The organism is Flavobacteriales bacterium, from assembly GCA_016712535.1.
Lineage (GTDB): Bacteria > Bacteroidota > Bacteroidia > Flavobacteriales_F > PHOS-HE28 > PHOS-HE28.
The window spans coordinates 1,031,327-1,043,169 of record JADJQW010000002.1; the positions used below are offsets into that span (position 1 = coordinate 1,031,327).

12 protein-coding genes and 5 tRNA genes are annotated in these 11,843 nt (G+C 60.1%); all 17 read left to right on the forward strand.

The genetic code is table 11. The features are described from left to right. The first annotated feature begins 113 nt into the window (after positions 1-113). The 17 genes from IPK70_04240 (at position 114) to rpoB (ending at position 11,830) form a co-directional block, all read left to right on the forward strand. Entirely contained in the window at positions 114-1,139 is a 1,026-nt protein-coding gene (locus IPK70_04240) for a TlpA family protein disulfide reductase (protein MBK8226368.1), read from the forward strand. Positions 1,140-1,208: 69 nt separating this feature from the next. Then, on the forward strand, positions 1,209-1,400 hold the full coding sequence (locus IPK70_04245) for a 30S ribosomal protein S21 (GenBank protein MBK8226369.1): 192 nt from the start codon (positions 1,209-1,211) through the stop codon (positions 1,398-1,400). An 83-nt stretch (positions 1,401-1,483) separates the two neighbouring features. Further along, on the forward strand, positions 1,484-2,377 hold the full coding sequence (locus tag IPK70_04250; GenBank protein MBK8226370.1) for a tyrosine-type recombinase/integrase: 894 nt from the start codon (positions 1,484-1,486) through the stop codon (positions 2,375-2,377). 19 nt (positions 2,378-2,396) lie between these two features. Beyond that, positions 2,397-2,690 (forward strand): HPF/RaiA family ribosome-associated protein, encoded by a 294-nt coding sequence (locus tag IPK70_04255; protein MBK8226371.1) that lies wholly within the window; start codon positions 2,397-2,399, stop codon positions 2,688-2,690. 160 nt (positions 2,691-2,850) lie between these two features. Beyond that, positions 2,851-2,923, forward strand: a tRNA-Thr gene (locus IPK70_04260). Positions 2,924-2,938: 15 nt separating this feature from the next. Continuing rightward, positions 2,939-3,021: transfer RNA gene (locus IPK70_04265), tRNA-Tyr, on the forward strand. Positions 3,022-3,096: 75 nt separating this feature from the next. Further along, a tRNA-Gly gene (locus tag IPK70_04270) sits at positions 3,097-3,169 on the forward strand. A 23-nt stretch (positions 3,170-3,192) separates the two neighbouring features. After that, a tRNA-Thr gene (locus IPK70_04275) sits at positions 3,193-3,264 on the forward strand. 115 nt (positions 3,265-3,379) lie between these two features. Continuing rightward, positions 3,380-4,567: an elongation factor Tu gene (gene tuf, locus IPK70_04280; protein ID MBK8226372.1), complete on the forward strand. Its 1,188-nt coding sequence runs from the start codon at positions 3,380-3,382 to the stop codon at positions 4,565-4,567. An 80-nt stretch (positions 4,568-4,647) separates the two neighbouring features. Continuing rightward, positions 4,648-4,720: transfer RNA gene (locus IPK70_04285), tRNA-Trp, on the forward strand. 23 nt (positions 4,721-4,743) lie between these two features. Then, the gene (secE, locus tag IPK70_04290) at positions 4,744-4,980 is read left to right on the forward strand and encodes a preprotein translocase subunit SecE (GenBank protein ID MBK8226373.1); all 237 of its coding nucleotides are present in this window, start codon (positions 4,744-4,746) and stop codon (positions 4,978-4,980) included. Positions 4,981-4,983: 3 nt separating this feature from the next. Beyond that, complete coding sequence (gene nusG / locus IPK70_04295; GenBank protein MBK8226374.1) at positions 4,984-5,541, forward strand: transcription termination/antitermination factor NusG; 558 nt, start codon at positions 4,984-4,986, stop codon at positions 5,539-5,541. Between the two features lie 97 nt (positions 5,542-5,638). Then, a complete protein-coding gene (gene rplK / locus IPK70_04300; GenBank protein MBK8226375.1) occupies positions 5,639-6,076 on the forward strand; it encodes a 50S ribosomal protein L11 in 438 nt (145 codons plus the stop codon). Between the two features lie 10 nt (positions 6,077-6,086). Then, positions 6,087-6,785 carry a 50S ribosomal protein L1 gene (locus IPK70_04305; GenBank protein MBK8226376.1) on the forward strand — a complete coding sequence of 233 codons (699 nt, stop codon included), beginning with the start codon at positions 6,087-6,089 and terminating at the stop codon, positions 6,783-6,785. A 13-nt stretch (positions 6,786-6,798) separates the two neighbouring features. Beyond that, the gene (locus IPK70_04310) at positions 6,799-7,353 is read left to right on the forward strand and encodes a 50S ribosomal protein L10 (protein ID MBK8226377.1); all 555 of its coding nucleotides are present in this window, start codon (positions 6,799-6,801) and stop codon (positions 7,351-7,353) included. A 91-nt stretch (positions 7,354-7,444) separates the two neighbouring features. Beyond that, entirely contained in the window at positions 7,445-7,822 is a 378-nt protein-coding gene (rplL, locus tag IPK70_04315; protein ID MBK8226378.1) for a 50S ribosomal protein L7/L12, read from the forward strand. A 189-nt stretch (positions 7,823-8,011) separates the two neighbouring features. Beyond that, positions 8,012-11,830 (forward strand): DNA-directed RNA polymerase subunit beta, encoded by a 3,819-nt coding sequence (gene rpoB, locus IPK70_04320; protein MBK8226379.1) that lies wholly within the window; start codon positions 8,012-8,014, stop codon positions 11,828-11,830. The last annotated feature ends 13 nt before the right edge of the window (positions 11,831-11,843 follow it).

Genomic DNA, 11,843 nt, shown 5'->3' on the forward strand with positions numbered 1-11,843 from the left:
ACATGAATCACAGGTTCAGTACCATCGCTGCTGCGCTATTGATCGTAGCGTGCTCCGGTCCGGGTGGCGGCGGCCGCGCCATCTCGTTGAGCGTTGAGGGCGCCGGAGGTCAGATGGCCTTCTTCGACGAATTCCGGAATGGCCGGCCCTACCATGTCGATTCGGTGAAGCTCGATGGGTCCGGCAAGGGCATCATCTACGCCCCCAGCTTGCCGCTGGATTTCTACCGCATCACCGTGGGCAATGAGCAATTGATCGTGGTGCTCGACAGCACGGAGGAACTGAGCATCGATGCGCAAGCAGGGCTGTTCGCCACCCCGCGAGGGCTCAGCGGCTCGAAGCACACTGAGGCCATGCAACGGTTCCAGGCCGAATCGCAGGGCTATGAAGCCAAGGTGGCAGGACTTCGCGCCGCCCTCGCGCAGGACCCTCAGAACACCGCCAACCTCGATGAATTGAACGCCAGCAACGTGGCTTATTACGAGCGTTGCGTGCAGTTCGTGCGCGAGAACAAAGGATCGCCCGTGGCCATCAGCGTGCTGGGCCGCATGAATCTGCAGCAGGAGTTCGAGCTCTTCAAGGAGGTGCGTGACGAGTTGCGCAGAACGATGCCGCAATCCGGGTTCTTCCAGAGCTTCCGCGAGAATGTGGACCGTTACGAGCAGGAAATGGTGATGATGAAAGCGCAGGAAGAGGAGATGAAGCGCTTGGCCAATCTGCTGCCCATCGGCAGCGAAGCCCCCGAGATCCGGCAGAATACGCCAGATGGCGGTACCTTCGCCCTCAGCCAGTTGCGCGGGAAGGTGGTCCTGATTGATTTCTGGGCCAGCTGGTGCCGACCCTGCCGCATAGAGAATCCGAATGTGAAGCGGGTTTACGAGCGCTTCCACAAGAAGGGCTTTGAGATCCTTGGGGTCTCGCTCGACCGTGATCAAGCGGCGTGGGTAGAGGCAATCAAGGCCGATGGGCTGCCGTGGAAGCACATCAGCGACCTTCAATTCTGGAATAACGCGGCGGCGCAGGAATACGGGGTGAGCGGAATTCCCTACACCGTGCTGATTGACCGCGAGGGCAAGGTGCTGGACAAGGGGCTCCGCAGTGAAGCGCTCGAGGAACGGCTCGAGGAACTCCTGCCATAGGTTAAATCGTTTGCGACTTCCAACTGTGCATCTATATTTGCCGCCCCGATTGAAAAACGGACCACGACCATGCTGATCATCCCGGTCAAGGAAGGCGAGAGCATCGATAAGGCGCTCAAGAAGTTCAAGAAGAAGTTCGAGCGTACCGGCACCATGCGTAAGCTGCGCAAGCGCCAGAGCTTCACCAAGCCTTCCGTGGCGCGCCGCAAGGAGATCATCCGCGCCGCCTACAAGCTCAAGCTGCAGACCGACCAAGAGTAATCGTGATTCCACTTCCTGAAGGCGGGAGGGCTATGGCTCTTCCGCCTTCGTCTTTCCAGGCGCTTACCTTTCGCCTGCGCCGCATGTTAATCAACCGCTACTTGGAGCACCTCGCTCACGAACGCCGGTCGAGTCCGCACACCGTGGCAGCCTACAAGGCGGACTTGAACCTGTTCTTGGCCTATTTGAGCGAGAGCGGCATAACACGCTTAGAGCAGGCCGATGGCCAGTACCTGAGGTATTGGGTGATGGCGCGCATGGAGGCCGGTGAATCGGCGCGCACCCTGAACAGAAGGCTGAGCGCTGTTCGTGGCTTCTACCGCTTCGCCCGTCAAGTTGGGGCGGTGAATGAGGCACCTACGGACCTGATTGAAGCACCCAAGACATCGAAGCGGCTGCCTGAATTCGTTGAGGAAGGACGAATGGCGATGGTCTTTGCATCGGAAGCCTCGAGCGATGACCCCAAGCATGAGCTTGAATTGCTGGTACTTGAGCTGCTCTATGGAACGGGTATGCGCCTTGCCGAACTCATCGCGCTCAGAGTGGGTGATTTCGATGGGCGGTCGGGAACTTTGCGCTTATCAGGTAAGCGCAACAAGGAACGGATCGTGCCAATTCACCCGGGTCTGGCGGACCGCTTGCGCCGGCACATCGCCCTGAGGCCATCCAAAGCTGCAGCCTTGGGCGATCCAATGCTCCTGCAACCCAGCGGCAAGCCGTTGTCGCGAAGCGGTGTGCAGCGCCTGGTAAGGCGCCGCCTTGAGCAGGTCACCACCCAACAGAAGCGGAGCCCCCACGTGCTGAGGCACACCTTCGCCACGCACATGCTCGACCACGGCGCAGACCTTAATGCCGTGAAAGAGATCCTGGGCCACGCAGGGCTTGCCGCCACTCAGGTATATACCCATAACACCTCAGAGAGGCTCAAAAAGGCCCATGCTCAGGCACATCCGCGCGGAGGGCGCAGGGCCGGATAAACCAACTGAACTCGTGAACATGAAGCTCAACGTGCAGTCCATCCATTTCGACGCCGATTCCAAACTCATCGATTATGTCCGAGAGAAGCTCCTGAAGCTCACCCAGTTCACGGACGGCATCCACTCCGCGGATGTGTTCCTGCGCCTTGACCATGATGGGGAAGAGCGCCAGAACAAAGTGGTGGAAGTGCGCTTGGCGGTTCCTGGAAACGACCTCTTCGCGAAGCGCCAAGGCAAGACCTTCGAGGAGGCCACCAGCGATGTAACCGAGGCCTTGCGCAGCCAAATCCTGCGCAGCCGAGACCGCCAATAGCCCTTGCTGGGCCCCGCGAAAGCACCGCGCGCATCACGGCGCGTGCCAAAAGCGTCCGAATCGTTTGGGAGCGAACGGTTCTTTTCTACATTTGCCCGCCCAAATCGGAACCTTTTGGTGAAGAGGAGGGAAAGGAACCGTTCTTTTCCTTGTTGTACAGGCCAATGTAGCTCAGCTGGTAGAGCAGCTGATTTGTAATCAGCAGGTCGGGGGTTCGAATCCGTCCATTGGCTCCGTGATGCCGAACAGGGGAGATACCCAAGTGGCCAACGGGGGCAGACTGTAAATCTGCTGCTTCACAGCTTCGTAGGTTCGAATCCTGCTCTCCCCACCCACTTCACACGGAGCCACCGGTGCCGCTTCCAGGCACCTACGGACCGGAACCCCGCAGAGAATCGGAATGAACGCGGGAGTAGCTCAGTTGGTAGAGCATCAGCCTTCCAAGCTGAATGTCGCGGGTTCGAATCTCGTCTCCCGCTCAACCAAGAAAGAAGGAAGTCAGGCCTTTGTAGCTCAGGGGTAGAGCACTTCCTTGGTAAGGAAGAGGTCACGGGTTCAATTCCCGTCAAAGGCTCCGTCAGCGAGCAACTGGAGAGCAGCATTGACAACACCCCTCGCTTGCGCGGGATGGCCAGTACAGCAGAACGAAAGGACTGATCAGTAACGAACACTACAACGACCGAACGACCATGGCAAAGGAGACTTTCAAGCGGGATAAGCCCCACGTCAACATCGGCACCATCGGCCACGTTGACCACGGTAAGACCACCCTTACCGCAGCGATCACCACCGTGCTGGCCTCCAAGGGCCTCAGCGAAGTGCGCAGCTTCGATTCCATCGACAATGCGCCCGAAGAGAAAGAGCGCGGGATCACGATCAACACCGCGCACGTGGAGTACCAGACGGCCAACCGTCACTACGCGCACGTGGACTGCCCAGGCCACGCTGACTATGTGAAGAACATGGTTACCGGTGCCGCTCAGATGGACGGCGCCATCCTGGTGGTGGCCGCCACGGACGGCCCCATGCCCCAGACCCGCGAGCATATCCTGCTCGGCCGTCAGGTTGGCGTGCCCAAGATCGTCGTGTTCATGAACAAAGTGGACATGGTGGATGACCCTGAGCTGCTCGACCTCGTGGAAATGGAAATTCGCGAGCTGCTCACGTTCTACCAGTACGACGGCACCAACACTCCCGTGATCCGCGGCAGTGCCCTTGGCGGCCTGAATGGCGAGCCCAAGTGGGTGGATACCGTGATGGCTCTGATGGACGCCGTGGATAACTGGATCCCAGTGCCCCCGCGCGAGACCGAGAAGCCGTTCCTGATGAGCGTGGAAGATGTGTTCTCGATCACCGGCCGCGGCACGGTGGCCACCGGACGCATCGAGACCGGTGTGGTGAAGACCGGCGAGGAAGTGGAGATCATCGGCATGCAGGAGCAGAGCATGAAGAGCACCTGCACTGGTGTGGAGATGTTCCGCAAGCTTCTGGATCGCGGCGAGGCTGGTGATAACGTGGGCATCCTGCTCCGCGGCATCGAGAAGGACCAGATCCGCCGCGGCATGGTCATCGCCAAGCCCGGAAGCATCACTCCGCACACCGAATTCAAGGCGGAGATCTACGTGCTGAAGAAAGAAGAAGGTGGCCGACACACCCCCTTCCACAACAAGTATCGCCCGCAGTTCTACTTCCGCACCACGGACGTGACGGGCGAGATCACGATGGAGGCCGGACGCGAGATGATCATGCCCGGTGACAACGTGAGCATCACGGTGAAATTGATCGTCCCGATCGCCATGGACAAGGGCCTGCGTTTCGCCATCCGCGAGGGTGGTCGCACCGTGGGCGCTGGACAGGTTACCGAGATCATCAAGTAATCAAGCGAACCCAGGTGGAAAGGCCGGCTCGGGCAACCGGGCCGGCCTTCGCCGCCGAAATGAACGAAGCGACCTCACACACGGGTGTAGCTCAATTGGTAGAGCGAAGGTCTCCAAAACCTTAGGCTGCGGGTTCGATTCCTGCCACCCGTGCCCAAGCCGAACCACAACCTCCGATGGCAAGCTTCAAGACATACCTGAGCGAGAGCTACAACGAGCTCATGAATAAGGTGAGCTGGCCTACCTGGAAGGAGCTCCAGGGCAGTGCCATCGTGGTGCTCGTTTCCGCGCTCCTCCTTTCGCTCATCATCTTCCTCATGGATTTCGTGTTCGGCGCGCAGAACATGGGCGCCAACGACACGGGCTTCTGGAAGGGGATGCTCGGCTTCATCTACAAATTCCTCGCATCATAGGCCATGGCTGAGGCGATCACAAAGAAGTGGTACGTGGTGCGGGCCATCTCCGGCAAGGAGAAGAAGGTCAAGGAGCTCATCGACATGGAAGTGGGACGGACCAAGGGCATGAAGGACCGCATCGCGCAGGTTCTCATCCCCATGGAGAAGTTCTACCAGATCCGCGACGGCAAGAAGGTGAGCAAGGAGCGGAACTTCTTCCCTGGCTACGTGCTGATGGAGGCCGACCTCACCGGAGAGATCGCGCATAGCATCAAGAACCTGCCCAACGTGATCGGCTTCTTGGGATCGGAGAAAGGCGGTGACCCCGTTCCGCTTCGCCAATCCGAGGTGAACCGCATCCTGGGCACCGTGGATGATTTGGCTGATGCCGAGGCCACCAGCGTGAATCCTTACCATATCGGCGAGGGCGTGAAGGTGATTGATGGGCCGTTCAATGGCTTCAACGGCGTTGTGGAAGAGATCAACGAGGACAAGAAGAAGCTGAAAGTGATGGTGAAGATCTTTGGAAGGAAGACCCCGCTCGAACTGAGCTTCATGCAAGTGGAAAAGGAAGTCTGACGATCAATGCAAGGGCGCGGAATTTCTCGCCCCAACGAAAGCAAACCCGTCCGAGCCAACCGCAAGGAAGGCGCCAACAGGACACAAACCAAGAACAATGGCAAAGGAGATCGCAGCGCTGATCAAGCTGCAAGTAAAGGGGGGAGCGGCCAACCCGTCCCCACCCATCGGCCCAGCGCTCGGCGCCAAGGGCGTGAACATCATGGAGTTCTGCAAGCAGTTCAATGCGCGCACGCAGGACAAGGCTGGCAAGGTGCTGCCTGTGGTGATCACGGTATTCGCCGACAAGTCGTTCGACTTCATCATCAAGACACCCCCTGCGGCCGTGCAGATCATTGATGCTGCCAAGATCCAAGGTGGCAGCGGCACCCCTCATAGCAAGAAGGTGGGCAGCATCACTTGGGATCAGATCCGCGTGATCGCGCAGGACAAGATGCCCGACCTGAATTGCTTCAACATAGACAGCGCCATGAGCATGGTAGCCGGCACGGCCCGGAGCATGGGTGTCACGGTCACTGGCGAGAAACCCTTCTGATCACAGCGCCATGAGCACCATCACCAAGAAGCGTAAGACGGCGTTGAGCAAGTTCGACACCGCCAAGATCTACAGTCTCCCGGAGGCTGCGCAGATCGTGAAGCAAGTGAGCACCACCAAGTTCGACGCCACCGTGGATATCGCGGTGCGCTTGGGCGTGGACCCCAAGAAGAGCACCGAAATGGTGCGCGGAACCGTGAGCCTGCCTCATGGCACCGGCCGTACCGTGAACGTCCTGGTGCTGGCTGACCCCGCCAAGTGCGAGGAAGCCTTAGCTGCCGGCGCGGATATGGCTGGCCTCGATGATTATGTGGATAAGATCAAAGGCGGCTGGACCGCTGTTGATGTGATCATCTGCACCCCAGCCGTGATGGCGAAGGTGGGCGCGCTGGGCCGTGTGCTCGGTCCTCGCGGCCTGATGCCCAACCCCAAGACCGGCACCGTGACCATGGATGTGGCCAAGGCCGTGAAGGAGGTGAAGGCGGGCAAGATTGATTTCAAGGTGGACAAAGCCGGGATCATCCACGCGGTGATCGGCAAGGCCTCCTTTGATGCGGCCAAGCTCAGCGAGAACGCCCACGAGCTGTTGCAGACACTGGTGAAGCTGAAGCCCAGCACTGCGAAGGGCGCCTACATCAAGAGCATCACCGTGAGCAGCACCATGAGCCCAGGCGTGAAGGTTGATACACGAACCGTCCAAGTGGCTTAATCCCTGAACGACCATGGCAACCCGCATCCAGAAAGACGAGGCCATCGCTGAGCTCGTGACCGAGATCAAGGCCACCAATGTGCTCTACCTGACCGACGCCAGCGCCCTGAACGCTGAGACCACCAGCCAATTGCGACGAGCCTGCCATACGCAGGGCATCCGCATGAAGGTGGTGAAGAACACCCTTCTTCAGAAGGCGATGGAGCGCATCGAGGACAAGGACTACAGCGCATTGTTCCCCACCCTGGCCGGACAGACCGCTGTGATGTTCGCCGAGAAAGGCAACACGCCCGCCAAGCTGATCCAGGAATTCCGGAAGAAGAACCCCGGAGCGAAGGACTCGGTGCCCAAGCCTCAGCTCAAGAGCGCATGGATCGATGAAGCCGTCTTCATTGGCGACGATCAGGTGGCCATGCTGGCCAAGCTCAAGGGCAAGGATGAGCTCATCGGAGACATCATCGCTCTGCTCCAGAGCCCGATCAAGAATGTCATCGGCGGCCTGCAGGGCAGCGGTGGCCAGAAGATCGCCGGCTTGGTGAAGGCACTCGAAGAGCGCGCCCAGGCATAAGAGATACCGAGAGCGTTCGCCCGGCGGACGCTCCCACGAACGCGTTACGCACAGTCCGCTTCCACGAACTAACCGCAACAACCCCCGAACAATGGCAGACATCAAATCACTTGGCGACCAGCTCGTCAACCTCACCGTGAAAGAGGTGAACGAACTCGCCACTTACCTGAAGGACGAGTACAAGATCGAACCGGCTGCTGCAGCCGTAGCCGTGGCTGCTGGCCCCGCCGCTGGCGGTGGCGCTGCTGCTGAAGAGAAGACCAGCTTCGACGTGATCCTCAAGGCCGGCGGAGCTAACAAGCTCGCCGTGGTGAAGCTCGTGAAGGAGCTCACCGGCCTGGGCCTGAAAGAGGCCAAGGACCTGGTGGACGGCGCTCCCAAGCCGCTGAAGGAAGGCGTGTCCAAGGCGGACGCCGAGAGCCTGAAGCAGCAACTCACGGAAGCCGGCGCCGAAGTTGAGGTTAAGTAAGAACCTCAGCCTTTCCGCATCACTGCGGCGTGGGAGGGTCCCGCACGGGACCTTCCCCGCCGTGCTGTGATTACGCGGACCTATCACGGCGCCTAGCGCCGCCGCCGCCCGCGCCCAGATCCAGCGCGGTTCGGCCAGCATCAATGAGGATCAACGAAACGCACGTCTTCCATTCCCCGATCACCCCACATGGCCCAGGCGAAGACCACCAAGAAAGGCAAGCGCATCGACTTCGGCTCCAGCAAGTTCGGCATCGACTATCCCGACTTCCTGGAGATCCAGCTCAAGAGCTTCGAGGAATTCTTCCAGATCGATACGCTCCCGGAGCATCGCGAACAGGAAGGCCTCTTCAAGGTATTCAGCGAGAACTTCCCGATCACGGACACGCGCAACCAGTTCGTGCTCGAGTTCCTCGACTATTTCATCGACCCCCCCCGCTACGCCATCGACGAGTGCATCGAGCGCGGCCTTACCTATAGCGTGCCGCTGAAGGCCAAGCTGAAACTCTACTGCACCGATCCCGAGCACGAGGATTTCGAGACCATCGTGCAGGACGTGTACCTGGGCCAGATCCCTTACATGACCCCGCGCGGCAGCTTCGTGGTGAACGGGGCTGAGCGCGTGGTGGTGAGCCAGCTGCACCGCAGCCCCGGCGTGTTCTTCGGCCAGAGCCGCCACGCCAACGGTACCAAGCTGTACAGCGCCCGCGTGATCCCGTTCAAAGGCTCGTGGATCGAGTTCGCGACCGACATCAATGGCGTCATGTACGCCTACATCGACCGGAAGAAGAAACTGCCGGTCACCACCTTGCTCCGCGCCATCGGATTCGAGAGCGATAAGCAGATCCTGGAGATCTTCGGCCTGGCCGACGAGATCAAGGTCACCAAGGCGGCCATGAAAGAGGCCGTGGGCCGCAAGCTCGCTGCACGCGTGCTCAAGAGCTGGGTGGAGGACTTCGTGGATGAGGACACGGGTGAAGTGGTGAGCATCGAGCGGAATGAGGTGCTGATCGACCGCGAGACCGTGATCGAAGAGCACCACGTGGACCAGATCGTGGAGAGCGGTGCCAAGACCGTGATCCTGCACAAGCTGGGCATCAATGCGGCCGACTACGCGCTCATCTACAACACCCTGCAGAAGGATACCTCGAACTCCGAGAAGGAAGCCGTCGAGGTGATCTACCGCCAATTGCGCAATGCCGAGCCACCCGACCTGGAAACGGCCCGGGGCGTGATCGACAAGCTCTTCTTCAGCGAGCAGCGCTATGACCTTGGCGAGGTGGGCCGCTACCGCATCAACAAGAAGCTGGGCCTGCAAAGCGAGCTCAGCGTGCGCGTGCTCACCAAGGAGGACATCATCTTCATCATCAAGTACCTGATCGAGCTGGTGAACTCAAAGGCCGATGTGGACGACATCGACCACTTGAGCAACCGCCGGGTGCGCACCGTGGGCGAGCAGTTGCACGCGCAGTTCGGCGTGGGCCTGGCCCGCATGGCCCGCACCATCCGCGAGCGCATGAACGTGCGCGACAATGAGGTGTTCACGCCTACCGACCTGATCAACGCCAAGACCCTGAGCTCCGTGATCAATTCGTTCTTCGGAACGAACCAGCTGAGCCAGTTCATGGACCAGACCAACCCGCTCAGCGAAATCACCCACAAGCGCCGCATGTCGGCGCTTGGACCCGGTGGCCTGAGCCGTGAGCGCGCCGGCTTCGAAGTGCGAGACGTGCATTACACGCACTATGGCCGCCTCTGCACCATCGAGACGCCTGAAGGACCGAACATCGGACTGATCAGCTCGCTCTGCGTCTACAGCAAGATCAATAACCTCGGCTTCATCGAGACCCCTTACCGTTCCGTGAAGGATGGCCGCGTTGACATGAAGGGCGACGTGACCTACCTGAGCGCGGAAGAAGAGGACAACCTCATGATCGCCCAGGCCAATGCCGTGATCAACGAAAAGGGCGAGTTCGAGACCAAGCGCGTGAAAGCACGCCTCATGGGCGACTTCCCCGTGGTTGAGCCCAAGGAGCTGCATCTCATGGATGTGGGCCCCAACCAGATCGCCTCCATCGCCGCATCGCTCATCCCATTCCTGGAGCACAATGACGCCAACCGCGCGCTGATGGGCTCTAACATGATGCGCCAAGCCGTGCCGTTGCTGTTGCCCGAGGCGCCCATCGTGGGCACCGGGCTTGAGGAGCTCGTTGCGCGCGACAGCCGCGTGCTGATCACCGCCGAAGGTGAAGGAACCGTGAAGCATGTGGACAGCGACCGCATCGTGGTGGAATACAAGCGCAGCGACGAGGACCGCATCGTGAGCTTCGATGGCGACGAGAAGGAGTACCGCCTCACCAAGTTCCGCAAGACCAACCAGAGCACCTGCATGAACCTGCGCCCCACGGTGCGCAAAGGCGAAAAGGTGACCAAGGGACAGCCGCTCTGCGAAGGTTATGGCACCCAGGACGGGGAATTGGCCATCGGCCGCAACCTGCAGGTGGCCTTCATGCCTTGGAAGGGCTACAACTTCGAGGACGCGATCGTGATCAGTGAGCGCGTAGCCTCCGAGGACATCTTCACCTCCATCCACATCGATGAGTACATCATGGAGGTGCGCGACACCAAGCGCGGCCTTGAGGAGCTCACCAGCGACATCCCCAACGTTTCAGAAGAGGCCACCAAGGACCTCGATGAGAACGGCCTGATCCGCATCGGTGCCGAGATCAAGGAGGGCGACATCCTCATCGGCAAGATCACGCCCAAGGGCGAGACCGACCCCAGCCCTGAGGAGAAACTGCTCCGGGCCATCTTCGGCGATAAGGCCGGCGATGTGAAGGATGCCAGCATGAAATCGCCACCCGGCGCCAAGGGCATCGTCATCGACAAGCGCCTGTTCAGCCGGGCAGTGAAGGACAAGAAGGCCAAGGGCAATGAGAAGGGCATCCTCGAGCAGATCGATAAGGATGAGGAGAAGGAGCTCGGCAGCCTGAAGAACCTGCTCGTGGAGAAGCTCATGCAGCTCGTGGGCAACGAGACCAGCAACGGCGTCTTCAACAAGTACAAGGAAGAGCAGGTGAAGAAGGGCACCAAGTACGGCCCGAAGGTGCTAGCGGGCATCGACTTCATCACCGTTGACCCCACGGACTGGGTGGCAGACAAGCGCAAGAGCGAGCTCGTGCGCCAGCTCATCCACAACTACACCATCCGTTACAGCGACATCAGCGGCGCCTTCAAGCGCAAGAAGTTCACCGTGAGCATCGGCGACGAGTTGCCTGCAGGCATCGTTAAGCTGGCCAAGGTGTACGTGGCTGCCAAGCGCAAGCTCACCGTGGGTGATAAGATGGCCGGCCGCCACGGGAACAAAGGCATCGTGGCCAAGATCGTCCGCGACGCTGACATGCCCTTCCTCGAAGATGGCACTCCGGTCGATATCGTGCTGAACCCGCTGGGCGTGCCGAGCCGCATGAACCTGGGGCAGATCTACGAGACCGTGCTGGGCTGGGCCGGCAAGAAGCTGGGCCGCAAGTACGCCACGCCGATCTTCGATGGCGCCACCATCGATCAGATCAATGCAGAGACGGACGAGGCCGGCATTCCGCGCAGCGGCAAAGCCTACCTCACCGATGGCGGCACCGGCATGCGCTTCGATCAACCTGCCACGGTGGGCGTGATCTACATGATCAAGCTCGCGCACATGGTCGATGACAAGATGCACGCACGGTCAATCGGCCCCTACAGCCTCATCACGCAGCAGCCGTTGGGCGGTAAGGCCCAGTTCGGTGGCCAGCGCTTCGGTGAAATGGAAGTGTGGGCGCTCGAGGCCTTCGGCGCCGCCAACATCCTGCAGGAGATCCTCACCGTGAAGAGCGATGACGTCATGGGCCGCGCCAAGGCCTACGAAGCCATCGTGAAAGGCGAGCCCCTGCCCACACCGGGCATCCCGGAGTCGTTCAACGTGCTGCTCCACGAGCTCCGTGGCCTGGCCTTGAACGTGTCACTCGAGTGACCCCATCGGTAGC

Excerpts from the sequence above, each read along its gene's own strand:
- IPK70_04255 (MBK8226371.1), top strand. The coding sequence starts at position 2,397 with ATGAAGCTCAACGTGCAGTCCATCCATTTCGACGCCGATTCCAAACTC.
- IPK70_04305 (MBK8226376.1), top strand. The coding sequence starts at position 6,087 with ATGAGCACCATCACCAAGAAGCGTAAGACGGCGTTGAGCAAGTTCGAC.
- IPK70_04250 (MBK8226370.1), top strand. The coding sequence starts at position 1,484 with ATGTTAATCAACCGCTACTTGGAGCACCTCGCTCACGAACGCCGGTCG.
- secE (MBK8226373.1), top strand. The coding sequence starts at position 4,744 with ATGGCAAGCTTCAAGACATACCTGAGCGAGAGCTACAACGAGCTCATG.
- IPK70_04245 (MBK8226369.1), top strand. The coding sequence starts at position 1,209 with ATGCTGATCATCCCGGTCAAGGAAGGCGAGAGCATCGATAAGGCGCTC.
- rpoB (MBK8226379.1), top strand. The coding sequence starts at position 8,012 with ATGGCCCAGGCGAAGACCACCAAGAAAGGCAAGCGCATCGACTTCGGC.
- IPK70_04310 (MBK8226377.1), top strand. The coding sequence starts at position 6,799 with ATGGCAACCCGCATCCAGAAAGACGAGGCCATCGCTGAGCTCGTGACC.
- IPK70_04240 (MBK8226368.1), top strand. The coding sequence starts at position 114 with ATGGCCTTCTTCGACGAATTCCGGAATGGCCGGCCCTACCATGTCGAT.
- tuf (MBK8226372.1), top strand. The coding sequence starts at position 3,380 with ATGGCAAAGGAGACTTTCAAGCGGGATAAGCCCCACGTCAACATCGGC.
- rplK (MBK8226375.1), top strand. The coding sequence starts at position 5,639 with ATGGCAAAGGAGATCGCAGCGCTGATCAAGCTGCAAGTAAAGGGGGGA.
- rplL (MBK8226378.1), top strand. The coding sequence starts at position 7,445 with ATGGCAGACATCAAATCACTTGGCGACCAGCTCGTCAACCTCACCGTG.
- nusG (MBK8226374.1), top strand. The coding sequence starts at position 4,984 with ATGGCTGAGGCGATCACAAAGAAGTGGTACGTGGTGCGGGCCATCTCC.